Raw genomic sequence first — 23,174 nt, forward strand, 5'->3', positions numbered from 1 at the left:
CAGATTTGCAAGTCGAGCGTCTGGGGCAATATAAATTGCATTACAATCGTTGCACCAATGCTTTTAAACTCTACCCTCTATCGCAACCCCTCAATCGTACAGGTGCGCCATGCAACATCATGAAAAACATTTTTTACAGCGCAGTGGCTGGTTACGTGCAGCCGTATTAGGCGCCAATGATGGCATTATCTCTACCGCCAGTTTGCTGATGGGCGTGGCAGCAGCAGGGACTGCGCAACAGGCATTAATGATGACGGGCATTGCCGGGCTGGTCGCGGGGGCGCTATCCATGGCTGCGGGCGAATATGTCTCGGTGAGCTCGCAAACCGATATTGAACAGGCCGACCTAGCGCGTGAGGCGCAAGAGCTCACACAAAACCCTGAAAGCGAGTTACGCGAACTCACTGGCATTTATATCCAGCGCGGTTTGTCGCCTGCGCTGGCAAAACAGGTCGCCCAGGAGCTGTCACAACATGATTCTTTAGGGGCACATGCGCGTGACGAATTAGGCTTGCATGACATCAACCAGGCTAAACCACTGCAAGCCGCATTTGCCTCCGCATTAGCCTTTTCTAGCGGGGCGCTATTGCCATTGCTGACCACGCTGATCGCCCCGCATGCACAAGTGCAGTCGTGGCTGATGTTCAGCAACTTGCCATTTTTGGCCTTGCTAGGCATGGTGGCCGCACGTACTGGCGGGGCCAGTGTCAGCAAAAGCGTCATCCGCGTGGTGATCTGGGGCGCGCTGGCGATGGTCGCCACGGCGCTGATTGGCCACTGGTTTGGTGTTCAGGCCCCGGTTTAAGCAAGCTTAATGTGGCGCAGCGTGAAAAGCCACTTTGGTCAACCCATCCCAATTGCCATCCGGCGCCGGGGTATAGCGTTTAATTGATCCTCGATAGGCGGCAAACTGACCTTCATACCAGAGTGGAATCACGGGCAACTGCTGGTGGACACGTTGCGTGACGGCAGGCCAGTCTTCTTTCTCCAGCAAGGCATCCAGTTGGGCATCCTGATACCGCCCTCGGTTAAAGCCTGTGGGCGGAATACTCTTGGAACCAAAGACTTTGCCGTAGATTTCCGGGGTTTTAATGCCCACCCAGGTTAAGCCGTAAAGTTGAAAATTGCCTTTTTGCACATCGGCAAAAAAAGTGCCCCAATCCAGGCTCTTGATTTGCAAGTCTATGCCTGCGGCTTGCATCTGTGCCTGCAAAATCGTCGCCAGCCGCACCCGTTGCGGGTCTGTGCTGGTTTTATAGATCAGCGTCAACGGCAGCTTGACCCCGGCAGCTGCTAATAACTCCCTGGCGCGAGCAGGATCGTAATGATATGGCTGCAATTGCGCATTGCCCGCATAATGCTCGGGCGGCAGGATAGCACTGGCTTGCCGACTTTGACTGACCATGACTTTATCGATGATGGCCTGAGGATCAATCGCATACGCAATCGCTTGCCGCACGCGCGCATCCTTTAAAAAAGCTGCCTGGGCATTAATGCCCAGATAAGAGTAATTGGCACCCACCCCGGTATTCACCGTGATATTCGCTTGTGTTTGCAGATACTTGACCAGCTCAGGCGGTAAATCGCCCTGAATCAAATCGGCCTCACCACGCTTGAGCTTGAGCACGCGCACATTCGGGTCTTTGACTTCTTCAAAGCGCACCTTGAGTCCATCTCCCAATCGCTCCAGCACCAGCGCAGATGACCAGCCATCGAACTTGAACGGCCCACTGCCCACTGGCGCATGGCTAAAGTCATGCGCAGCCGCAATTAATCGTGCGGGGAGGATGCCGACAATCATACGCGCCGCAAAATGGGGATCAGCATGCGCCAACGTAAAGTCTATGGTCTTAGCATCCGGGGTGCTAATGTTGCGAATATGCCTGAATTCGGCAGTATGGGGCGAGTCTTTGAGTGTGAGCAGGCTATCGTACGTCGCTTTCACATCGGTAGCCGTCAAGGGCTGGCCATCATGAAATACTGGGGCCCGCAGCAAGTGAAAACGGTAATGCAGGGCATCCAGTTGCTGCCACGAAGCCAACCCGGCGACCTCGTGTGAAGCCGCATCAAACTCGACCAGACGCTGATAAACCAGGCGATTGACCCGCTCTGAAGCCGCATCGGTGGCATAGCGCGGATCCAGATTGAGTGGCGCCTGCGCCACTGCAAACACCAGTGTATTCGGTGCATTGGAGGAATGACAGCTGGCCACCCCTACCCCTAAACAGATCAACGCCAAAAGGTGCGCCAGCTTGAGCCAGCGCAGAGGAACAGCTAGCACATCAATCCTTCTCAAACACAGCAATCGATTCAACGTGCGCCGTATGCGGAAACATATTCATCACCCCGGCCGCCTCTAAGCGGTAACCCTTGACCTGAGTCAGAATGGCAGCGTCGCGTGCCAGCGTGGAAGGGTTACAAGAGACATAAACAATGCGCGAGGGCGCGTGACTGTCATTCGGATCCTCAGCCTCGGGCAATGCCTTGATCAGTTCAATCGCACCATCACGCGGTGGATCAATCAGCCATTTGTCAAACGCGCCCAAGGCCAATAATGACTCAGGCGTCATATCAAACAGATCAGACTCGGCAAACTCGACATTGGTCACGCCATTGAGGCCTGCGTTTTCAATCGCCCGCTTCACCAGCGCCTGCGCACCTTCCACCCCATATACCGTGGCGCCACTGCGCGCAATCGGCAAGGTAAAATTACCGAGCCCACAGAAAAAATCGGCGATACGCTCACCCGCCTGCGGCTGCAACAACTGCATGGCACGACGGATCATGACGCGGTTGATGGCAGGGTTGACCTGCGTAAACTCCGTCGGATTAAAGGGATACTCCAAACCAAACTCAGGCAGGCTGTAGTGCAATTTATCGCCATGATCAAACAAAGGCTTGACCGTGTCGGGACCTTTGGTTTGCGTCCACATTTGCACACCATGCGCCTCTTCAAAGGTTTTCAGCAAGGCCACATCGTCCTCGGTCAGCGCTTCCAGAATGCGTAGCACCAGTACCGTAGCATCTTCACCTACCGCCAGTTCAATCTGTGGCAGCGACTGTTTAACTGAGAGCTGTCCAATCAACGCTTTCAACGGCAAGATCAAATCCGACACCGGTTGGGTCAGGACTTCACAGCTGTCCATAAAAGTGACATAGCTGCTGCCCTTTTCATTAAAGCCCACCAGCACCCCACCCTTTTTCTCGACATAGCGCACGCGTAAACGGGCTTTGTGCCGGTAGTGCCAAGGGGTGCCCTGAATAGGCGGTAAAATCTTGGCTGGTTTGACGCGGCCAATATGCCATAAATCATTTTCCAGCATGCGTTGCTTGGCTGCGACCTGTGCCGAAAACTCCAGATGTTGCATGGCACAGCCACCGCAAATGCCAAAATAAGCACAGCCTGGGGTTACGCGCTGACTCGAAGCTTTCAGCACCTCAGTCGCGGTCGCCAGCTCATAAGTCGATTTGACATGGTGCGAAACAAACAGGACTTCTTCAAATGGCAGGGCCCCTTCGATAAAAATCACCTTACCATCGACATGGGCAACGCCCCGTCCTTCCTGGTCGAGTGATTCAATGCTGGCACGGCGCGGAGTTTGCGCTGCCTTGGCAGCGGGGGATAAATTGGATGATCGTTGACGGCTATTTCTCATAACCTGTTATTTTACCTGATTTGGGCATACAATCGTTTCAAGGTCTAATCAAAATGAGGAGGTCACCATGTTAAAAAAATATTGCCTTTCACCCGCCATCTGCCTCTCGCTATTCGCGGCCGGGGTGTGCCATGCCGATGAGATTTCCATCCAGCAGGATGTGCATGGGGTGCAATACGTCACTGGCGGCATAGGCTCAGAAGAAGTAGAGGCCATGGAAGCCTTTAAAAAACAATTCAATTTGTATTTTCTGTTTTCCGAGGGCAAGGCGGGTCGCGTCATTGATGATATCCAGCTGGCCATTCTGGACAGTAAAAATCAGGAAGTATTTACGCTAGACCATGCCGCACCGAGACTGTTGCTCAACTTGCCGAGTGGCAAATATCAGGCGGTTGCCAGCTATCTGGGTAGCGAGCAGCGCTACCGTTTTGTGCACGACGCAAAAAAATCTAAACGCATCATTCTTAATTGGAAAAACAAGATTGATGAGGATACTGTCGAGCCGGTGACTGACGATCAAAGCGCTGAAGAACCCGCACCGACAGCGACGCCTTAAACAGTGGAATCCATTGCGTCCCAGGCAGCCATAAACTGCTGCCAGTGTTCGCCAGGATAGGCTGCCAGCGTATCCCGCACCAGCTGGATTTCTGACTGGTAACCGGCCTCATTCAAATGCCCACGCATTTTTAAAAAGCGCAGGTACACCAAATGCGTATTGGCAACATCCGTTTCGCAATAATCGCGGATCGCCTTGACTTCACCGTTAAGATAGGCCTGCCAAACCTTGCTGCCATCCATGCCAAGCTTGCCTGGAAAGCCACACAGCTGGGCCATGTCATCCAGTGGGGCATTGGCACGTCCGCTATACATGGCCAGTACATCCATTAAATCCAGATGGCGCATGTGATAACGGCTGATGTAGTTATTCCATTTAAAATCCTTGTCGTCTTCGCCCAGATCCCAATAGCGTGGCGCAGCAATGCCATGCACCATGGCGCGGTAATGCAGCACCGGCAAATCAAAACCACTCCCATTCCAGCTCACCAGGTTAGGGGTGTATTTTTCAATCCCGTCAAAAAAGCGCTGGATAATTTCAGCTTCACTGGCTTGCTCATCGCCCAGCGTCCAGACACGAAATTGGTTCCCTTCACGCAAGGCGCAGGAAATCGCACACACGCGCTGCAAATGATGCGGCAAAAACTCCGTGCCATTGTGCTGGCGCCGCTGATGAAAAGCGATATTCGCCACCTCGTCGTCACTCAAACTGGCTGGCAGATCATGTAACTGGCGGATCCCGGCAACATCGGGAATCGTTTCAATATCAAACACCAAACTAAGCATCGGATTTCCTGTTAAAGAGTCGCTTTTAAAATAGCACAGCGCCAGTGCTGACAGCAATCTATGCAGTCAGCTTGTAGAAAAAAGACTGCGTTTGTATCAAAAGATACAATCAGTGCACTTTTGTATCAATTGATACATTTAAATATATGATTTATAAAGGTTTTTTATGTTTTTTCAGTCTATCAAACCTAGAGATGCCGTATTACTCTGTATCCGTTCAGTCAACAAGAGCATTGCCAGGAAGCAATGCTTGAGCCCTGAACCTTTAAAAACTTACGGAGTACTCATCATGACATCTATCAGTTCAATCGGCAGTAACAACTACATTCAATCGCTTTCGCAAGTGGGGCAGCGTAATGGCATGCAACCGCCGCCTCCGCCCCCAGATGGCGACAAACAAGGTAAGGATGGCGGCGGATTTTTGGGGGCGATAGACGCAGCGCTGAAAAGTGCTGGCATTTCAGGCGGTCTGGAATCTCTCTTCGGCAGTCAGGGGACTAACAGTGCAAGTACCAGCACAGAGAGCACAGATACAAGTAGCACAACAAGCACGAGTACAGATGCCAGTGATGCATTGAGCAGTTTTTTACAAAACCTGATGGGCGCCCTGCAATCACAGGGGACGGCTGGCACCAATACAGAAAGTACGAGTGACAGTACAGACAAGACGAGTGTTGATGCCAACACAACAGCAGGCGTACACCGTCATTTCGGCGGCCATGGCAAACAAGATATGGAAGCAAAACTACAAAGCTTGATTAGCGCTTTAAATACAAGTAGTGATTCCAGCAACACAACGGCCAGTAACACGACCTCCAGTGGATCAACAAACCAGAACAGTGCGCTGGAGAGCAGTTTTCAGTCACTGGTTAGCGCACTCGGTGGCAGTAGCAGCAATGCCAGCTTGAGTGGCTTTTTGCAGGCCTTATCCTCCAACATGCAAAATCGTGGTCCAGCAGGGAACGTCGTCAGCACTGAGGCTTAGAGATAACAGCATCTGGCCCCAGATCCACCGCAACTACCACTGTGAGAGACTCTGTAATGGTGGTAGTTGTCGCTTGATTCCGATAATTTGGAATCAAGCTTGCCCCCTGATTAAAGCGCGATCAGGCAAATTCCAGTTGCATAATATCCGTCTCAGAATCTTCCTCCAGCCATTCCGCAGGCGCTTTATGCAATCGGATAGGCGTTTGCATTTCTTCACCGTCAAACGTTAGAATCGCGTAACTGACTTCCTGGGGCGCGGCCATCGGCGTGAATTTACCAAAGCCAAAGTGCGCATTGCGCATGACTTGCCATGCACCAGAGGGTTCAGTGTATTCAGGCTTGGAAAAGTAATGTGCAATTTGCTTGTCGGAGGCGGCCTTGAGCGCGCAGTCTTGCTCACGCGACAGCACCGACCAGCGATAATCCAGTCCATCCGCAATCGGTTGCAGCTGCATCAAATACCAGTGCACGTTTTCGCGCGCTAATTGGATCAATGATCGCACCCGACCGGTGTGATGATTCAGAATGTAGTAAATCCCCAGGTCTTGCTGATGAATGCTTTCACCCAGACGGGGTAGAACGAAAAGATTAGTTGGCACAACAAACTCCTTTCATTGGGACACGCACTTTGATTGTATGCAATGAACATGCCTGAAACTGAAATCAATGACTTTTACCTGTTTGTTCTCAATCTAGATGAGAGAAGCAACCTGCCGGAGTTGTTCAATGCGGCACACTTTGGGGGCGCTATTGGCAGTGGTGATTTGCTTTAAGCAATTGATTTGATTGATGACATACCTACGGTTCACCACGAGGCAAGCCAAAAATAAGCATCGTGGTCATTTTGAGCCGGCCTGTGCAGCCACAGCACCACTGTGACCATCTATGGCAGTAGATAAGTTGCCTTTTTAGTCATTTAGCGCGGCTTTATGCACCATCCTGACACTTTATCTCTCTTTGGTCTTAGATGACCGATTTGTGACAGCCCAGACCTACAAACATAGTCATACCAAAAGTTACGTAATTTAACCTTTTCTGCTAAAGTCACAAAAAAACAAATCATTCCTCAATCAGACCGTAAAGGCACTTCTATGAAACTATTGCGTACAACTTCTCTCTTGGGACTATTGCTGATGTCAACCGCCAGCGCTGTGAGTGCCGCTGAGCCAGAAAGTCAGCATGGCTTGCAACAAACACCGTTTTATTTTGGTTTGGATGTCGCTTACCTTCGACAAAAAAATTAAACACGTGACTTCAAGGAAGCGTGGTTTGATGAGTTTGGCACAACCCCCTCGGTAAAACAGGATAGAAATGCAGGCGCAGGACGGATATTTGCGGGCTATAGCGTCAATGAAAATCTTTCCCTGGAACTTGCGTACTTCAAGACCACTAAAGAAAAAATCGACGCCTCTGATAACATCAGATCAGCGAGCATCAAATACGATGCCAAAGGCGTTGAGTTATCAGGCTTATTCAGCCCTAGCCAATTCCCCAATTTTTTTGTTAAAGCGGGTGCCATTTACTCAGAGTTGGATGCACGTATTAGCGCATCGGCGGGTAACAATGTAGGAAGTAGCTCAGTAAACGATAAAGGCTGGGGCTATGTCGCCGGCTTTGGCTACAAGTATCCGATCAATCAAGTGGTCGATATTAAAGCGACCTATGCCTACTATGGCAGAGTGGCTGGCGACAGTGACTCACACCTGAACCTGTTGTCTCTGGGCTTCCAGTATCACTTTTAAGCTTCTGCTGGCAGGCGGCTAACATCGTCTGCACAAAACAATCAAGCCGAAATGGAGCTTTCCATTTCGGCTTTTGCATGTTCAGACCGCTTATTTCTTAAGCCACTGTCCATCCTTCTGCACAAACCAGCCCGCTTGCGCTTTATCCATCCAGCGTTGGGCAAAGGTGCGCTGAATCTCGCCTGTCCATTCTGGATGACCATTGGCGGCAGCAATGCCCTGGTAGAGCTGGGTGCGATCATTGTTCTCCTGATTGACCAAGCTGGTGACCATGTTACGTTGTGATAATGGCACTCCGCTAGCCTCTTTGATGGCAATATAGCCATCCGCGGTAAAGCCAATTGCGCCTGACTGGTAGTAAGGCAGTAATTGCGGATGGCGCGCTTGCATGCTGGCTTTAACTGCGGCCAGTGCAGGCGTGTTGATATCCAAATCTGCGGCTGCCAGTGCGGCAGTCGGTGCGGCAACCAGCAAAATGGTAGTCAGCACAGAGATTGCAGACTGACGATAACGGCACAACGCATTAAACAGTGCATGGATCATGGTTTGATCTCCTGAACAGAGGGTGACACAGAGTCTTGAGTCGTCGCAGGCGGGGTCGGTGCGGTCGAGCTGGCTGGCAGTTGCCAGACCTCATCAATCACCTTGTCAGCCGCTTTTTCAGCGGCAGCGGCGGGAAAGTAAATATTAATGGTGACACATGCACTGAGCAGCATGGCCAGGCTGAGTATCAAACGCTTGAAAACGACGCTGTGCCTTTGAACCGTGTTTTGTTGTTGCCTACCCATCACGCGAATTCCTTTCTTTAAAACTATCGCCATTGAGTGCGCTTATTTGACGATCATTTTGCTATTGCTATCAGTGATCCGCCGCATGCGGGCCAGCATATCTTTCCAGCTGACATATTCGGTATAGCCATTCACGTTGACTGAGGGAATCCCCTCACCTTTGACGATGACGAATCCGCCCGGAATCTGCTCAACACCGCCCATTTTACAAACATCCCCACGCAGCTCGCAGCTTAAACCCATTTTTTCATAGCCAAACTGTTTGAAAAAACGCAAAAACGTCCGTTGCAGGGCTGCCGCCGTGCCCTCACCACCCAAGGCAGTGATGTTTTCGACCGCGCGTTGAGACACTTTTTTCTCAAAAGGGCCATCCGCAGTCTGTATGACAGCATTCATAGAGACAGGCTTCCAGTTTTGTAAGCGCAAATGCTGGACATCACCTTCCAGTTTGCCGGTAATCGAACCAAAATTAAACGTCCGCGTGATCTCGCCCATATCAATCTCTCGAATGCGCAGATTGGCATGCAGCTTGGGGACAGCCCCCAGCGGATCATCGACTTCCAGATCAGAGAGCGCGACTTGCCCTTTAAACAAGCTCAGCTGCATCTCCCCATCCATGCGCAAGGCATGGTTGGCATAAGTCACGAGTGGAATCTGGCCTTTGATCTCACCACGCATGGCAGGCCAGCCGAGCGCCTGGCTAAAGGTGCGCATGCTGATGGGCTGCATGTCCATCTTCAGGTGCCAGACCATGCTCTGATGTATCCAGGCGGCAGACACGTCTTCAAAGATCAAGGCGCCATCCAGCACAGGCAATCTCAAAGTTGGACTGGTAATCGAGAACCGATTCACGTTTGCCTGCCATTGCGTTTTTCCGAGCGGAATCTTAAGCACATGGCCAGAGGCATAGCCCATGCTGATCTGCTGCGGCTGATCGTAATCCCAGGGAATATGCGCATTCAGATGGGCAAAGCCAAACTTGCCACGTTGATCTTCAACCGTGGCATCCGCAACATCCAGCTGAAACTTCACCGGCTGCAGGCCTTTGGCCTCAAAAGACCAGTCGGCTTTGCCATTCACCTTGAGCTGTCCGAACACGGAATCAGGCAGCAAAGGCTGGATAAACGACTGGTAAAGGCCGTTAAAATCGACGTCTTTGGCATCCAGCTTTAAAAACTCAAAGCGCTGGCTATCCAGATTAAACCGGCTTTGACTGTGTAAAGTGCCTACGCCTTGCAATGACAAGGTCGCTGCTTCAATCTCCAGAATGGGCGATGCATACAGGCCACGGATTTCAAATCGCTTGTTGCCCTCGGCAAAATAAAATGGTTGCCAGAACAACTCGCCTTGTTGCCATTCAAATACGCCTTGCCAGCGCCAGCCATTCGGTACCTCATGCGCAGCAATATGCATCACGCCGGTCAGTCTCTCCGCCGCATGCAAGCCTGCGGCATCACTGAATTTGGCGTCTTTCACCGCCAGTTGCAGCTCAAGCCCTCTGCTGGACTTTGTGTTCGATGCAGTGTGCCAGGTCGGCATCACCGTCAGATTAAACGGGATATGTGAACGGACATCATGATACAAGCCATCATTACACAGCCAAGTCTCCTGACTGGCTTGTGTCGGCAATTGGCAATACACGTGGAATTTGCCCCAGACCTCATCTTGCATCGCTTTGACTTCAGCATCAACCGTCATCAACGGTTGCCGAGTTTGCAGACGGTAATCCAGATAGATGCGCGGGCGGCGTACCTGGTAATCAGGCATTTTTAACTGCTCGGAGGTAATCAGCAGGCTGGGGCGCGTACTGATCTCCAGTGTCATATCCGGGTGATCAATGCTGGCATTGCCCAACTGCAAGCGCTCGGCATGAATTTGTACATGCTGTTTGCGCTGCAAGTTGACCACCGCATGCGGGTGGTCGAGTTGAAAGAAATCGCCTTGGATGCTCTCGGCACTGAGGCTAAGCTCGGTCATGGCCCAAAGCGGCATAGACCAACAGCACAGCAGCAGTGCCCACAGGCGCATCAATCGGGAAACACACCTGTAGACAAGTAGCGGTCGCCACGATCGCACACAATGGTGACAATCACCGCATTGTTCACTTCTTTGGAGAGTTGCATTGCCGTATACAAGGCACCGCCGCTGGAAATCCCGGCAAAAACGCCTTCTTTGGTTGCCAGTTTGCGCGTGGTCTCTTCCGCATGCTTCTGGCTCACATACCGCAACCCGTCTATGCGTTTGGGGTCATAAATTTTAGGCAGATAGGCTTCTGGCCATTTGCGGATCCCCGGGATTTGCGCCCCCTCCTCCGGCTGCACGCCGATGATCTGAATGGCAGGATTTTGCTCCTTGAGAAAGCGCGAAGTGCCCATAATCGTGCCAGTGGTGCCCATGCTGGATACAAAGTGTGTCACCGCTCCGTCGGTATCACGCCAGATTTCCGGCCCGGTCCCTTCATAATGCGCTTGCGGATTATCCAGATTGCCAAACTGATCCAGTACAATGCCCTCGCCCTCTGCTTGCAACTTCAGTGCCACATCGCGTGCCAACTCCATACTGCCGTCTTTGGGTGTCAAGATCAGCTCAGCACCATATGCCTTCATGCTTTGACGGCGTTCAACGGACTGGTTTTCCGGCATCACCAACACCATTTTGTAACCGCGCATGGCCGCCACCATGGCCAGTGCAATGCCGGTATTGCCACTGGTCGCTTCAATCAGCGTATCGCCTGGCTTGATTTGCCCGCGTTGCTCTGCCCGCACAATCATGCTGTAGGCAGGCCGGTCTTTGACTGACCCGGCCGGATTATTGCCTTCCAGCTTGAGCAAGATCGTATTGCTCGGATTAGGGTTCATACGCTGCAAAGCCACCAGCGGCGTGTTTCCAACAAAATTGTCCAGGGTCAGGTAAGGTTTCATAGGGACCGATAATCTGTTTTCGGGGATGAAGTAAGACCACCCCGAAACATAAAAATTTGTGAATGCGCGCGTACGATGACACGCAACAGCTTAATATATGTAAAATTCAGCGGTAATGTACAGCTAACGACAAAGTCTCAATTTTACATAATCTGATCGCATCACAAAAACAATTATTCTTTAGGATACCGGATGTTGAAAAAGTGGTTTAGCCAAGTGCTTGTCATGATGTTGCATCCCATCAAGCTTTTTCCAGTGTCCGGCGATGCGGACCACATGCGTTACAAGGTGGTTTTCCTAAACAACGTGTTCACCTTCTTTGGCATCGTGTCTTTTAGCATGGGCATCATCCGCTGGCGCGTGCATCCGCTCATCGGCATCGTGGATATTGTGTTTGGTCTGATTGCGTTTGTCTTGCTATGGGCCTTGCGCCGCAACAAACAGCGCGTCGAGCTGATCTCTGGCATTGCCCTCTGGTTATGCTTTCTCCAGTTTTTGACGGTCTATTTTCTGGCGACTGGCAACAGTACCCGGAGCGGATTATTGCTCCTTATTCTTGCTGGAGCGTTTTACCTCAAAGGCAGGCAGATGGGCTACCAGATGCTGGCGATTTTACTGTTGCTGGTGGTGGGCAATCACTTAACGCATCTCTTCCCCTCAGAATATGGTCATTTGGATATTCTGAGCTTGTGCCTCTACCTGCTTGGACAGTTTTTCATTATCCGCAATTACGAATGCCTGCGTGAAAGCCAGACCAATCATTTAAAAGCCCTGAATACCGATCTCGAAGCACTGGTCAAACAGAGGACCGAACAACTTGCTGCGGCCAATACGGCCCTGCAAGTTGAAAAAGAAAACTTAAAAACGCTGTCCAGCACCGACTTTTTAACTGGTTTGAGCAATCGTCAGCACTTTGAAACAGTCTTTGCTGAGCATACCCACACGGTCGGCAGGAAAATCTCGGATGCGCTGATTCTGATAGATATAGACCGTTTTAAATCCATCAATGACACGCACGGCCATGTCATCGGTGACCAGGTCATTAAAACCGTCGCCGAATGCATCAAGAAAAATACGCGCCTGTCTGACATTGCCGTGCGCTGGGGAGGCGATGAAATGATGATTTATGCGCCCCGCATCACCCTTGCTCAGGCGGCAAAGCTGGCCGAAAAAATCCGGCAGCAGGTACACGCCAGATCTTTGCCCGACATTGGCCAGATCAGCATCAGTTGCGGCGTGGCAATGTTGCGGATGGGGGACAGCTTGACACAATTGCTGCATCGAGCAGACCAGGCACTATATGAGGCCAAGCAGGCCGGACGCAATCAGGTCGCTATCTCCGCCGCAGAATAATCATTACAATGGCGGCCACTTGCCGCTGCTTTCTATTTATGACCATTGATTTTATGCTATTCAAAAACGCACTTCCCGCCTGTCTGACGCTGTTTACAAGCTGCCTGTTTACAAGCCCACCCCTGCATGCCGAACAATGGCATACGGTGCAAGGACGGGAAAAGTTTCTGACGGTGTCGGTTGATTTAGACTCCATGCAAGTCGGCCAGCACGAAGACATTATCCTTTTCAAGCTGCGTACAGACGATCATGACGATACGATTGCCACCAAATTGGTACAAGCCTCCTGCAGCGAGTTTTCGATGGAAGTTGAACGCGAAGTGGTGTTTCACAAGTCCGAACTTGCCTCAGAGACCCTGGACTGGAAAAACGATCAGACACTCAAGCAACGGCCAGATTATGCCTCTGCCAGACTGTCGTTCTGGGGGGTGACGCAAGCCTACGGCCAGGCCATTTCGCTGGCATGCCGCATGACGGGCAATCGCGCACCGGAACGTCTGCAAAGCATGCAGCAAGACCAGTGCAGCGTCTCTAACCCGCTGTATAAAGTCGCCTGTGCCAGCCATCCCAATTGGCGGGCCAATTACAAATTGTATCTATCCCGCTCGCACGACGTCATCCATAACTGTGGCATTTCTGACGAACGCATGACCAAGCAGGCGGCCTGGTTGTTAAAAAGCGTGATGCGCTGTCAGGATGAACGCTGTGGCAACGAAATTCTGGAATACTGGATTAACCAGCGTGGCCGCGATATTGCCAGTGTGATCCATATGCAAAAGACCTCAGGTAAGCCCTGGACCATCCCCAGCGAACCCATACCCTTGTGCCAATCGCTGAATCAGGCGGATCAGGCAATCGCCAGTCTGCAAACCGAAGAGGTGTATGCCAAAGCCAAATATCTGGGTTGCCTCAAGCGCGAGACAGCCAAGCTTAAGGCCGCCAGCGTGCCAGCAGAGAGCATCTCGCAACACGCCGAACAGTCATGCGAAGCGCATTTTAAAGCCTGGCATGACGCGATTGAAAAACAAGCGGCCATGCTGGATGAAAGCACACCCGAAGTTGAGATCGAGACTTTTGCTATCCAGCGCGACGGCTACGAAATAACCAGCCAGCATACACCGCAAACAGAATAAAACTGATCAGACCCAATTGGGGCAAGGTTAAGCCCAGAAACGTCCAGTCTATGGCGGCACAATCGCCCGTACCACGAAATACCAGGGTAAGTGCTTTTTTCAGCGGGAAGTTTTCAAACATGTAATCAAAGCCGACACCACAATCGGCAAAGATTTCTTCTTTGTGTGCCTGTAGCCACCAGTGGCGTATCGCCACCCCCGCGCCGCCAAGCGCCGTCAACACCTCGATCAGGGCCAATCCGGCATGTAGCCAAGATCTGGGGGAGACAAAGACGTGCAGCAAAAACAACATGCCCAGGCTCATGAAAATGATGCGTTGCGAGATACACAAGGGGCAGGGTTCAAGCTGGTTTTGTACTTGAATATACAAAGCGAGTGCCACAATGCCAAATCCGGCCAAAAATCCCAATACATAGCCGCCACGCCCTTTAAACCATGCTGCCATTGCCCGCTCCTGCCTAATGATTAAATGCAAATTGTAATGGATAACGCAGCTAAGAGGCAGCCTGGGTGTGGGTGGTTCCCGGTTTTTTAAGTTGGCCGGGATCTCCCGGTCAAACAGCACAAACAGCCAGCAGAAAGATTCAGGAGTTGGCCGCCGGGCTCTGCCCGTCACGCATGGCCGCAGTTTGCCTGATTTCGTGATGTTTTTTCTTGTAATACCGCGCCACGCGCTTCACATAGTCGCGTGTCTCCGGGTAAGGCGGGATGCCCTGATGCCTGGACACCGCATGTTCCCCCGCATTGTAAGCCGCTACAACGCGCTCGACATCGCCATCAAAGTAATTGATCAACCAGCGCAGGTAGGACAAGCCGCCCTTGATATTTTGCTCGGGATCATAAGCATCCTTGACGTGAAACCTGGCCTGCGTCTCGGGTAGCAATTGCATCAGGCCCTGGGCCTTTTTGCGTGAAGTTGCTTTAGGATTAAAGCCGGACTCCACTGCAATCACGGCCATCGCCAAATCAATGTCTACCCCATAAGCAGGCGCATGTTTTTTGACCAGCGTGTAAATGGGGCCGCGTTTACGGAACAGCACCTCAGCCGCTGACTGCCCCTGATTTTGCATGCAGGCGGGCAGCTTGGCCACGGAGGCATCACCAGTGCCCTGGTCCAGCCAGATCCGGGCATCGCGATGGCCTTGAATCGCCGCCAGGCTGAAAAAACGCGCGGCAATATCATGATTGACCTCCACGCCTTTGCCCATGCTGTAAAACCAGCCCATGGCAAATTGCGCATCAGGATCACGGGTTTCTGCAGCCAACGCACAGTAATGGGCGTGCGCCTCGGCATAACTGCTGATCCCAAGCGCATTTTTTGTGCCTGTCGCCAGACTCACCTGTAATTTAATGAATTGCTTGTAGGCGTCATTCTGCATCACCGCCTGCTCGCGCTTGTAGCTGGCCATGACAGGATTCGTGGTCTCGACCGCGGCTACTTCCGTCTCGGGCGGCGATTTGTCAGACGTTTCATCCGCCTGCGCCTGCGCAACAAGTCCCAAGCCATGCACAGCACTTGTGTACAGACAACACATAAAAAATGATCGCGCAAAAAATAAATATTTTTTCATTCGCATACAATCCTGAGGGAAATGACCTTGCTTCAAGGTCAGACAGTCATCAACCATTCCCATGCTGCTCATATCAAGACGCCGCTTTTACCCAAAAGTGCCCCTCTATATTGAATCAGTGTTCAGCATCCCCACAGAGCGCCTCTGCTCAGACACCGGCCATTCGATGAAAGACATAGCCAAATCCAGCGGGGCTGAGGGATAATGTGCAGCTATGGCTAGCTTGTTATCGACATCATTCAAACAAATCTTGAGTGTCAGCGACCTCACCCGACTCACCAAAGAGTTGCTGGAAACCAGTTTTCCCCTCTTTTGGATCTCGGGCGAGCTCTCAAACTTCACCCGTGCCGCCAGTGGCCACTGGTATTTTTCGCTCAAGGATGAACGCGCACAAATCCGTTGTGTGATGTTTAAAGGGCGCAATAGCGTATTAGGCATGGTGCCGCGCGAAGGGGACCTGATTGAGGCGCGTGCCACGGTCACGCTGTATGAAGCCAGAGGCGATGTACAACTGACGGTGGAATTTATGCAGCCCGCTGGCCTGGGCAAATTGTATGAAGCTTATGAACAACTCAAGCAGCGCTTACAAAACGAAGGGCTGTTTGCTGCCGAGCGTAAACAAGCCATTCCGGCCAATCCGCAACGCATAGGCGTGGTGACCTCAGCGGATGCCGCCGCCTTACGCGATGTGTTAACCGCCATCCGCCGCCGTGCGCCGGCCATGTCTGTCATCATCTACCCGACGCCGGTGCAAGGCAAAGGCGCTGCCGAACTGATTGCGCAAGCCATTCATCTGGCTGATCAGCGGCAAGAGGTTGATACGCTGCTGATTTGCCGCGGTGGTGGCAGCATAGAAGACTTATGGTCATTTAATGAAGAGGTGGTTGCACGTGCAATCGCCGCTTGTCGCCTGCCGACCATTAGCGGGGTGGGCCATGAAACAGATTTCACCATTGCCGATTTTGTCGCTGACTTGCGCGCGGCCACACCGACAGCGGCAGCCGAATTGGCCTGCCCGGATCAGGCGCAGCTTCGCGATCAACTCAGGCAATTACAATTAAGGCTGGGCCGGGCTATGCAATCTTGCTTGCGCCAGCAAAGCCAGACCCTGGACTATTTGTCCAGACGCCTGATCTCCCCCACCCAGCATCTGCAACAACAGCGCCGCGGTCTGCAGCAATGGCAACACAGACTGCAACTGGCCATGCAGCAAGGTTTACAAACGCAACAACGCAAACTGCAATACCTGTCCGCCAGCCTGCAACAACTCAATCCGCATCAGGTGTTGGCCAGGGGCTATGCCATTGTGCAAAAAGCTGATGGCCGCGCAGTGACCACTGCCAGTGAACTTAGTCTGCAGACGCCCTTGAGACTGACCTTACATCAAGGTCAGGCAGAGGTAGTGGTGACGCAAATCAGCCTCGACTAGGCGCTCCACTTTTCGTGTAATCGTCCACATGCATTTAGGTCATCAAGATAATTTGCGTCAAAATCTTTGGTGAAGCTCTAAAATTACCCGATAATAATCGTTTGTCTTTAGCTGTTCACACAATGGACCATACAAAAAATCAGCAAACGGCGCTCCATACCATGGCTCTCGCCGCGCTAGGTGTCGTTTTCGGTGACATTGGCACCAGCCCGCTTTACACCATGAAAGAAGTCTTTGCAGTCGGGCACCACCCGCTGTTACTGACACAAGCCAATGTCTACGGCATCTTGTCGCTAATCACCTGGGCGCTATTGCTGATTGTGTCGTTCAAATATGTGGCCTTTATCATGCGGGCAGATAACCGTGGTGAAGGCGGCATCATGGCGATGCTGTCTTTGGCTAGCCGCTATGCGGGCGGCGAACCCGACCAGCGCAAACGCATCATGCTGCTAGGCATTATCGGGGCCTGCATGTTTTATGCCGACGGCATGATCACCCCCGCCATTTCCGTGCTCTCAGCGGTTGAGGGCCTCGAGGTGGCAGCACCGCAACTGGATAGCTGGATCGTCCCCATTACTTTGTGCGTCCTGTTTGTACTGTTCTGGGCACAAAGCAAAGGCACCGCTGTCGTCGGTGCTTTTTTTGGTCCTATCATGCTGACCTGGTTCTCGGTATTAGGCATTTTGGGCATCCTCAATATCAGTCATCATCCCGAAATTCTCAAGGCTTTAAGCCCCTTCTACGCTTATCAGTTTTTTGCCACCCAGCCCAAAATTGCGTTTATTGCGCTCGGTGCGGTGGTGCTGGCCGTGACCGGTGCCGAAGCCTTGTATGCCGACATGGGTCATTTTGGCCGTAAACCGATTCGCCTGGCCTGGTTTTTGTTCGTGTTGCCTGCACTGATTTGCAACTACTTTGGGCAAGGCGCACTTATTCTGGCCGAGCCAGAGTCCATTCAAAACCCGTTTTACCACCTGGCCCCAGACTGGGCCTTGTTCCCGCTGATTATCCTGGCAACCCTGGCGACCGTGATTGCCTCGCAGGCCGTGATTACCGGCGCGTTCTCTGTTTCGCGCCAGGCCTTGCAACTTGGCTTTATTCCGCGCATGCATGTTTCGCACACCTCAGAGCAAACAGAGGGCCAGGTCTACATGCCGCGTGTCAACTGGGGCCTGATGGTCGCAGTTATGGGCCTGGTGCTGATTTTTGGCAGTTCTGGTGACCTGGCGGCAGCCTACGGTATTGCCGTGACCGGCGATATGGTCATCACAACCTTGCTAGCGGCCGTGGTGTTCCACCACCTGTGGGGCTGGAGCAAACTCAAAACGGCCTGCCTGATTTCGCTATTTCTTGTCATTGACCTCTCGTTTTTTGCGGCCAACATTCTCAAAATCCCAGATGGTGGCTGGGTGCCTTTGCTGATCGGCATCATCATCTTCACACTGATGCGCACCTGGAAAACCGGGCGCAGACTGCTTTACCAAATTCTCAAGTCCGAATCCATGGAGCTGATCCCGTTTGTGCAAGCGATTGGGGCGCACCCGCCCGCCCGCGTCAATGGTGCAGGCGTGTTTATGACCCCCAACCCGGATGGCGTGCCGCATGCGCTGCTGCATAATCTCAAACACAACAAGGTACTGCATGACAAAGTGGTGATCCTGACGGTGCGTTTTGTTGATTACCCCTACACCACGCTGGAAGAGCGCGCCTCGATGGAGGTGCTGCCTTACGGTTTTTACCGTGTGACCTTGCGTTATGGTTATATGGACGAACCAGATTTGCCACGTGACCTGCCATTGACCGAACCATTCGGCCTCACGCTGGACACCATGGATACCTCGTTCTTTATCGGCAAGGAAATCCTGCTGGCCTCGGATAAACCCGGCATGGCATTCTGGCGTAAAAAAATCTTTATTGGCTTGTTTAGAACAGCAGAGTCGATTACCAACCAGTTCAAATTACCGCCTAACCGGGTGGTAGAGCTAGGCTCGCAAGTCAAAATTTAACCGGAATGACTGATACTTAAGAACCAGGCATTCAGCGATCAGCAACGACATGCATTCTGCACTGAATGGGTAGACTGATCGCAGCACCTGAATGGAATGATCATAAAAACGAATGGTCACTGCCAATACGTGACCTAGAAACAAGAGGAGAAACACATGCCGACCATTAAAACCCTGGGAATCGCCTGCCTGTGCGCCTTGTTGTCTGCCTGCGCCAGCACCACCAACAATAGCGTCTCGGGCGTACAGCGTAGTCAACTATTGCTGTTGCCCTCAGCGACCGTGGATAAAATGTCTGCGCAATCGTATACGCAAACCCTGCAAGATGCGCAAAAGAACCATACCCTTAACGCGGATAAGGCCTTGCTGAATCGCGTGACTACCATTTCTCACCGCCTGATCGCCCAGGTCGGCGTGTTCCGGCCAGATGCCACCAAATGGAAATGGGAAATCAATGTCGAAAAAAATGACCAGCTCAATGCCTATTGCATGCCTGGCGGCAAGATCATGGTGTTTTCCGGTCTGGCCGAAAAACTCAATGCTACCGATGATGAGTTAGCCGCGGTGATTGGCCACGAAATCTCGCATGCCTTGCGTGAGCATGGCCGTGAGCGTATGTCACAAGCCTATGTACAACAGTTCGGTTTACAGGCACTCGCGGCCTACATAGGCGGCACCGCGGGCAATATGGCGGCACAAGGCGCCAGCATGGGCAGCCAGCTGTTCTTCTCCTTGCCCAATGGCCGTGAACAGGAGCGTGAAGCGGATCGCATAGGGCTGGAGCTGGCGGCGCGCGCCGGTTACAACCCGGAAGCCGCAGTCAGCTTATGGAAGAAAATGATGGCGGCCAACAAGGAAGCGCCCCCGGAATTCTTAAGTACGCACCCTTCCAGTGAAAACCGTATTAAAGACCTGCAGGCACTGGTGCCCAAGGTCATGCCGCTCTACTTAGCTGCCAAAGGCAAGTAAGTGCTGGCGTAAAGGGCCGTCTTTCATCGACGGCCCCTGCCCTTTCAAAATTAGGTTAAAATTTCGGGTTTACTGTTTTTCAATCGAACAAGAGAAGATTATGGATCCACGTCAAAGCATTATTGAAGCGGCCTTTGAAGACCGCGCCAACATCAACCCTGCCAATGCTCCGGCAGACGTCAAAGCCACCGTGGCTTCTATTCTGGATGATCTGGATGCGGGCAAACTGCGTGTAGCTACCCGGATTGGCGATAGCCAGCAATGGGAAACCCATCAGTGGATCAAAAAAGCGGTCTTGCTGTCCTTCCGCCTCAAAGACAACTATTTGATGGATGATGGCGTCACCCGCTACTTCGACAAAGTGGATCCAAAATTTGCCAACTACACCGAAGAAGACTTCAAGGCAGGTGGCTTCCGCGTGGTGCCTAACGCCATAGTGCGCAAAGGCTCTTTCATTGCAAAAAATGCTGTCTTGATGCCGTCTTACGTCAACATTGGCGCTTACGTTGGTGAAGGCACCATGGTAGACACCTGGGCAACCGTAGGTTCCTGCGCACAAATCGGTAAAAATGTGCACTTATCCGGCGGTGTTGGCATTGGTGGCGTACTGGAACCTGTACAAGCCGGTCCAACCATCATTGGCGATAACTGCTTCGTCGGTGCGCGCTCAGAAGTGGTTGAAGGCGTGGTGGTTGAAGACAACTGCGTGATTTCCATGGGCGTTTACATCGGCCAATCCACTAAAATCTATGACCGCGAAACCGGCGAAGTGCATTATGGTCGCGTGCCTGCAGGTTCTGTGGTCGTTTCAGGCAACCTGCCTTCCAGCGATGGCAAGTACAGCCTGTATTGCGCCGTCATCGTGAAAAAAGTGGATGCCAAAACCTTGGGTAAGGTTGGCATCAACGAGTTGTTGCGCGGCATTTAATACGCCTGGCGACATAAAATAAAGAGTCACTTCAACCGGCCTGCTCAAGTTATTGCGCGCCGGTTCCGATAAAGGAGTGACTCTCAATACCGTAAAGATGTCCCGCAAGCAAGACAGCGTGAGCATTCTTGAATAGTTGAGTATTAACCCGTTGGAGAGTCAGTAGTCCGAGCAATCCCAGCAGTAAAGCAATGAGCAATACAGAGCAAGCACAAAGAACAAGTAGTCGTGCCACACATTAAACAATCAAAATAAACGTGCAATTACTTATGATAACAACGCAAATGCTATTGGTCGCACTCTTTACATCCAGCGTCGTTGGATGCTTTTTTGCGTTCAAACTGGTTGATCGTTTGCGTGTTGCCACTCCCAAAGAGCATGACTTCATGCTCAAAAAATATGCCGTCGTCATGGCAACTGGTATCTTCAGCCTGCATGCTGGCTACCAGTTTCTCGCAGATAATATCCCTAAGGTTAGCCAACACCCCATCGACCTGATTGGCTGCATGTTGTGCAGCTATCTGTTGGCCGCCGCTATCCTCAAAACGGTCCATAAAAAAAGACTGCCCTTACGTGATCTGCTCTCCGCTTCTGCGGCCACCGGCATCAGTGGCTACCTGCTGTCTTATTTTTATCAGATCAGTGCCGGGGCCATCAATATCCGTATAGACAGCTGGACCGCCCTGTTTTCCCTGTTCCTGGCCTGCCTGACCGCCGCCCTGGCGATTGTCACCATCCTCTGGCTCAAAGGCTATAGCGGCAAACTCGAAAAACGTTTGAAGTGGATGTTTTCGATAGAAATTGCACTGGGCTTTTTAGCCTCGCACACGGCCATCAACCTCAGTATTGTGCATAACAATATGCTGATTGGGCAGCCCAGCGATCAAGCCGATAATTATTTAATGCTGCTGCTGGTTCTGGTCCCGGTCTTTCTATTTATCACCTCATTTATTCTGGTGATTTTTTATGAGCGCAACATCGATCTAGCGCAAAGCAAACTGACCTTCCGCAATACGCAAACCGTCAATAAAAAATTCCTGGCCTATGACCCACTCACGCACTTGCCCAACCGGGATGCCTTGAACCAGCACCTGATCCTGAGTGCCAAGCGCTGTGACCGTAACGGGGAGTCGCTGGCCCTGGCTTATATCGACCTGGATCACTTCAAACCGGTCAATGACCAGTTTGGTCACCATATTGGCGATTTGCTGCTGATTGAAGTCTCCAAGCGTATCAGCAATGCCATCCGCAATTGTGATTATGTGGCACGTGCCGGTGGCGACGAGTTTATTGCCGTGTTGAGTGAGATTGAAAATCACCAGAGCGTGGTCACCGTGATTCAGCGTGTGGTGGATGCGTTACGCGAAACGTTTGTGATTGAAGATCACGTGATTGAGATTTCGTGCTCGGTGGGCGTGTCCATGTATCCACAAGACGGCAACCTGCAAAAACTCAAACTGAATGCAGACGCCGCCATGTACAAGGCCAAGGAAAACGGCAAAAACCAGTATCGATTCTTTGATGCCGAGATCGAGCAAGCCTCTGACGAGATGCAACAAACCCGTATTGAGCTCAAGCAAGCCATTAGCGAGCAAGAGTTCAGGCTACTGTTTCAGCCCAAAGTGGATGCCATCACGCGCATGGTCCATGGTGCCGAAGCGCTGTTACGCTGGCAGCATCCGGCCCGCGGACTGCTCTCCCCCAACAGTTTTATTGAGGCGGCGGAGCGCTTTGGCATGATTGAAGAAATCAACGCCTGGGTCATCTCCCAGGCCTGCCGCACGATTAGCCAGGCACGCGATCGCGGCATAGACCTAAGCATTTCAGTCAATATGTCCAACCAGCAGTTCCGCAACAAACAGTTGGGCGCGCTGATTCAATCGATTCTTGAAGCGCATGCCGTAGAATCCCGCAACCTCATTCTTGAAGTGTCTGAAACTAACGCCATTCATCATCAGGGCCAGTTCAAGGACACCTTGCGCCAATTTAAACAGCAGGGCCTTAAAATCTCGCTGGATGATTTTGGCTTGCATCCGTTCAGCCTCACACATTTAGAAGACCTGGAAGTCAGCGAAGTCAAACTGGATCGCTCCCTCACCAAAAACGTGGCGGTTTCGCACACCTCGCTCTCGATTGTTGAGGCTATCGTCAAACTGGCGCATGCCCTCAATCTGAACGTCGTCGCCGAAGGCGTGGAAGACGAGGAGCAGCGTAAAGCGCTGGTCAACATCGGCTGTGACCAAATGCAGGGTTTCCTGTTCTCAAAACCGGTAGAGCAACAATACCTGTTTGATGTATTTAGCAAACTGCAATCGCAGTCAGCAACCCAAAACCTGTTCTGAGGTTATGT

At 51.9% G+C, this 23,174-nt stretch carries 22 protein-coding genes and 1 pseudogene; 13 read left to right on the forward strand and 10 right to left on the reverse strand.

The features are described 5' to 3' along the window. The first annotated feature begins 109 nt into the window (after positions 1–109). On the forward strand, positions 110–805 hold the full coding sequence (locus AACH41_RS09600) for a VIT family protein (RefSeq protein ID WP_313988401.1): 696 nt from the start codon (positions 110–112) through the stop codon (positions 803–805). 6 nt (positions 806–811) lie between these two features. Here AACH41_RS09600 and AACH41_RS09605 read toward each other — a convergent pair whose 3' ends face one another. Continuing rightward, positions 812–2,212, reverse strand: a complete 1,401-nt coding sequence (locus AACH41_RS09605) for an ABC transporter substrate-binding protein (protein ID WP_338657596.1) — start codon at positions 2,210–2,212, stop codon at positions 812–814. A gap of 70 nt (positions 2,213–2,282) precedes the next feature. Further along, complete coding sequence (gene rlmD, locus AACH41_RS09610) at positions 2,283–3,656, reverse strand: 23S rRNA (uracil(1939)-C(5))-methyltransferase RlmD (RefSeq protein WP_338654778.1); 1,374 nt, start codon at positions 3,654–3,656, stop codon at positions 2,283–2,285. A gap of 67 nt (positions 3,657–3,723) precedes the next feature. Here rlmD and AACH41_RS09615 point away from each other — a divergent pair, with 67 nt between their 5' ends. Continuing rightward, entirely contained in the window at positions 3,724–4,212 is a 489-nt protein-coding gene (locus AACH41_RS09615; protein WP_338654780.1) for a hypothetical protein, read from the forward strand. On the opposite strand, the gene AACH41_RS09620 is transcribed toward AACH41_RS09615, so the two are convergent. Continuing rightward, entirely contained in the window at positions 4,209–4,997 is a 789-nt protein-coding gene (locus AACH41_RS09620) for a 3'-5' exonuclease (RefSeq protein ID WP_338654781.1), read from the reverse strand. The genes AACH41_RS09615 and AACH41_RS09620 overlap by 4 nt on opposite strands. Before the next feature lie 289 nt (positions 4,998–5,286). Between AACH41_RS09620 and AACH41_RS09625 the strand changes: the two genes are divergently transcribed. After that, positions 5,287–5,982, forward strand: a complete 696-nt coding sequence (locus AACH41_RS09625) for a hypothetical protein (protein WP_338654783.1) — start codon at positions 5,287–5,289, stop codon at positions 5,980–5,982. A 121-nt stretch (positions 5,983–6,103) separates the two neighbouring features. Here the strand turns inward: AACH41_RS09625 and AACH41_RS09630 are convergent, their stop codons facing one another. After that, positions 6,104–6,583, reverse strand: coding sequence for a hypothetical protein (locus AACH41_RS09630; protein WP_313988415.1), 480 nt, complete (start codon positions 6,581–6,583; stop codon positions 6,104–6,106). Between the two features lie 48 nt (positions 6,584–6,631). Here AACH41_RS09630 and AACH41_RS09635 point away from each other — a divergent pair, with 48 nt between their 5' ends. From AACH41_RS09635 to AACH41_RS09645, 3 genes and pseudogenes are all read left to right on the forward strand, one after another. Next, positions 6,632–6,757 carry a hypothetical protein gene (locus AACH41_RS09635; protein ID WP_313988418.1) on the forward strand — a complete coding sequence of 42 codons (126 nt, stop codon included), beginning with the start codon at positions 6,632–6,634 and terminating at the stop codon, positions 6,755–6,757. Positions 6,758–7,075: 318 nt separating this feature from the next. Further along, entirely contained in the window at positions 7,076–7,228 is a 153-nt protein-coding gene (locus tag AACH41_RS09640) for a hypothetical protein (protein WP_338654786.1), read from the forward strand. A gap of 33 nt (positions 7,229–7,261) precedes the next feature. Further along, positions 7,262–7,726: pseudogene (locus tag AACH41_RS09645) on the forward strand (outer membrane beta-barrel protein); the annotation flags it as partial. Positions 7,727–7,816: 90 nt separating this feature from the next. On the opposite strand, the gene AACH41_RS09650 reads toward AACH41_RS09645, so the two are convergent. From AACH41_RS09650 to cysM, 4 genes are read right to left on the reverse strand one after another with little or no spacing between them, the layout of a single operon-like run. Then, on the reverse strand, positions 7,817–8,269 hold the full coding sequence (locus tag AACH41_RS09650) for a YdbL family protein (protein WP_313988421.1): 453 nt from the start codon (positions 8,267–8,269) through the stop codon (positions 7,817–7,819). After that, positions 8,266–8,514, reverse strand: a complete 249-nt coding sequence (locus AACH41_RS09655) for a hypothetical protein (protein WP_338657615.1) — start codon at positions 8,512–8,514, stop codon at positions 8,266–8,268. Before AACH41_RS09655 ends, AACH41_RS09650 begins: the two co-directional genes overlap by 4 nt. Before the next feature lie 42 nt (positions 8,515–8,556). After that, a complete protein-coding gene (locus tag AACH41_RS09660) occupies positions 8,557–10,491 on the reverse strand; it encodes a hypothetical protein (protein ID WP_338654788.1) in 1,935 nt (644 codons plus the stop codon). Between the two features lie 50 nt (positions 10,492–10,541). After that, the gene (gene cysM / locus AACH41_RS09665) at positions 10,542–11,435 is read right to left on the reverse strand and encodes a cysteine synthase CysM (protein ID WP_313988426.1); all 894 of its coding nucleotides are present in this window, start codon (positions 11,433–11,435) and stop codon (positions 10,542–10,544) included. Between the two features lie 225 nt (positions 11,436–11,660). On the opposite strand from cysM, the gene AACH41_RS09670 reads away from it, so the two are divergent. Further along, positions 11,661–12,788 carry a GGDEF domain-containing protein gene (locus tag AACH41_RS09670; RefSeq protein WP_338654790.1) on the forward strand — a complete coding sequence of 376 codons (1,128 nt, stop codon included), beginning with the start codon at positions 11,661–11,663 and terminating at the stop codon, positions 12,786–12,788. Between the two features lie 38 nt (positions 12,789–12,826). Then, positions 12,827–13,921 carry a hypothetical protein gene (locus AACH41_RS09675; RefSeq protein WP_338654792.1) on the forward strand — a complete coding sequence of 365 codons (1,095 nt, stop codon included), beginning with the start codon at positions 12,827–12,829 and terminating at the stop codon, positions 13,919–13,921. Here AACH41_RS09675 and AACH41_RS09680 read toward each other — a convergent pair. After that, on the reverse strand, positions 13,866–14,366 hold the full coding sequence (locus AACH41_RS09680; RefSeq protein WP_338654793.1) for a disulfide bond formation protein B: 501 nt from the start codon (positions 14,364–14,366) through the stop codon (positions 13,866–13,868). The genes AACH41_RS09675 and AACH41_RS09680 overlap by 56 nt on opposite strands. 139 nt (positions 14,367–14,505) lie before the next feature. Beyond that, the gene (locus AACH41_RS09685) at positions 14,506–15,456 is read right to left on the reverse strand and encodes a transglycosylase SLT domain-containing protein (RefSeq protein ID WP_338654794.1); all 951 of its coding nucleotides are present in this window, start codon (positions 15,454–15,456) and stop codon (positions 14,506–14,508) included. A gap of 250 nt (positions 15,457–15,706) precedes the next feature. Between AACH41_RS09685 and xseA the strand changes: the two genes are divergently transcribed. From xseA to AACH41_RS09710, 5 genes are all read left to right on the forward strand, one after another. After that, a complete protein-coding gene (gene xseA / locus AACH41_RS09690; RefSeq protein ID WP_338654795.1) occupies positions 15,707–16,921 on the forward strand; it encodes an exodeoxyribonuclease VII large subunit in 1,215 nt (404 codons plus the stop codon). Positions 16,922–17,043: 122 nt separating this feature from the next. After that, positions 17,044–18,927, forward strand: coding sequence for a potassium transporter Kup (locus AACH41_RS09695; protein ID WP_194748211.1), 1,884 nt, complete (start codon positions 17,044–17,046; stop codon positions 18,925–18,927). Between the two features lie 156 nt (positions 18,928–19,083). Beyond that, positions 19,084–19,896, forward strand: a complete 813-nt coding sequence (locus AACH41_RS09700; protein WP_313988443.1) for a M48 family metallopeptidase — start codon at positions 19,084–19,086, stop codon at positions 19,894–19,896. Positions 19,897–19,996: 100 nt separating this feature from the next. Next, a complete protein-coding gene (dapD, locus tag AACH41_RS09705) occupies positions 19,997–20,824 on the forward strand; it encodes a 2,3,4,5-tetrahydropyridine-2,6-dicarboxylate N-succinyltransferase (RefSeq protein WP_194748213.1) in 828 nt (275 codons plus the stop codon). Between the two features lie 353 nt (positions 20,825–21,177). Then, a complete protein-coding gene (locus tag AACH41_RS09710; RefSeq protein WP_338654796.1) occupies positions 21,178–23,166 on the forward strand; it encodes an EAL domain-containing protein in 1,989 nt (662 codons plus the stop codon). The last annotated feature ends 8 nt before the right edge of the window (positions 23,167–23,174 follow it).

The organism is Methylophilus sp. DW102, assembly GCF_037076555.1.
GTDB classification, from domain to species: Bacteria; Pseudomonadota; Gammaproteobacteria; order Burkholderiales; family Methylophilaceae; genus Methylophilus; species Methylophilus glucosoxydans.

Bases quoted from the DNA above. Each gene is read 5' to 3' on its own strand.
- AACH41_RS09600 (WP_313988401.1), top strand. From the start codon at position 110: ATGCAACATCATGAAAAACATTTTTTACAGCGCAGTGGCTGGTTACGT.
- rlmD (WP_338654778.1), bottom strand. From the start codon at position 3,656: ATGAGAAATAGCCGTCAACGATCATCCAATTTATCCCCCGCTGCCAAG.
- AACH41_RS09615 (WP_338654780.1), top strand. From the start codon at position 3,724: ATGTTAAAAAAATATTGCCTTTCACCCGCCATCTGCCTCTCGCTATTC.
- AACH41_RS09620 (WP_338654781.1), bottom strand. From the start codon at position 4,997: ATGCTTAGTTTGGTGTTTGATATTGAAACGATTCCCGATGTTGCCGGG.
- AACH41_RS09625 (WP_338654783.1), top strand. From the start codon at position 5,287: ATGACATCTATCAGTTCAATCGGCAGTAACAACTACATTCAATCGCTT.
- AACH41_RS09635 (WP_313988418.1), top strand. From the start codon at position 6,632: ATGCCTGAAACTGAAATCAATGACTTTTACCTGTTTGTTCTCAATCTA.
- AACH41_RS09640 (WP_338654786.1), top strand. From the start codon at position 7,076: ATGAAACTATTGCGTACAACTTCTCTCTTGGGACTATTGCTGATGTCA.
- AACH41_RS09650 (WP_313988421.1), bottom strand. From the start codon at position 8,269: ATGATCCATGCACTGTTTAATGCGTTGTGCCGTTATCGTCAGTCTGCA.
- AACH41_RS09655 (WP_338657615.1), bottom strand. From the start codon at position 8,514: ATGGGTAGGCAACAACAAAACACGGTTCAAAGGCACAGCGTCGTTTTC.
- AACH41_RS09660 (WP_338654788.1), bottom strand. From the start codon at position 10,491: ATGACCGAGCTTAGCCTCAGTGCCGAGAGCATCCAAGGCGATTTCTTT.
- cysM (WP_313988426.1), bottom strand. From the start codon at position 11,435: ATGAAACCTTACCTGACCCTGGACAATTTTGTTGGAAACACGCCGCTG.
- AACH41_RS09670 (WP_338654790.1), top strand. From the start codon at position 11,661: ATGATGTTGCATCCCATCAAGCTTTTTCCAGTGTCCGGCGATGCGGAC.
- AACH41_RS09675 (WP_338654792.1), top strand. From the start codon at position 12,827: ATGACCATTGATTTTATGCTATTCAAAAACGCACTTCCCGCCTGTCTG.
- AACH41_RS09680 (WP_338654793.1), bottom strand. From the start codon at position 14,366: ATGGCAGCATGGTTTAAAGGGCGTGGCGGCTATGTATTGGGATTTTTG.
- AACH41_RS09685 (WP_338654794.1), bottom strand. From the start codon at position 15,456: ATGTGTTGTCTGTACACAAGTGCTGTGCATGGCTTGGGACTTGTTGCG.
- xseA (WP_338654795.1), top strand. From the start codon at position 15,707: ATGGCTAGCTTGTTATCGACATCATTCAAACAAATCTTGAGTGTCAGC.
- AACH41_RS09695 (WP_194748211.1), top strand. From the start codon at position 17,044: ATGGACCATACAAAAAATCAGCAAACGGCGCTCCATACCATGGCTCTC.
- AACH41_RS09700 (WP_313988443.1), top strand. From the start codon at position 19,084: ATGCCGACCATTAAAACCCTGGGAATCGCCTGCCTGTGCGCCTTGTTG.
- dapD (WP_194748213.1), top strand. From the start codon at position 19,997: ATGGATCCACGTCAAAGCATTATTGAAGCGGCCTTTGAAGACCGCGCC.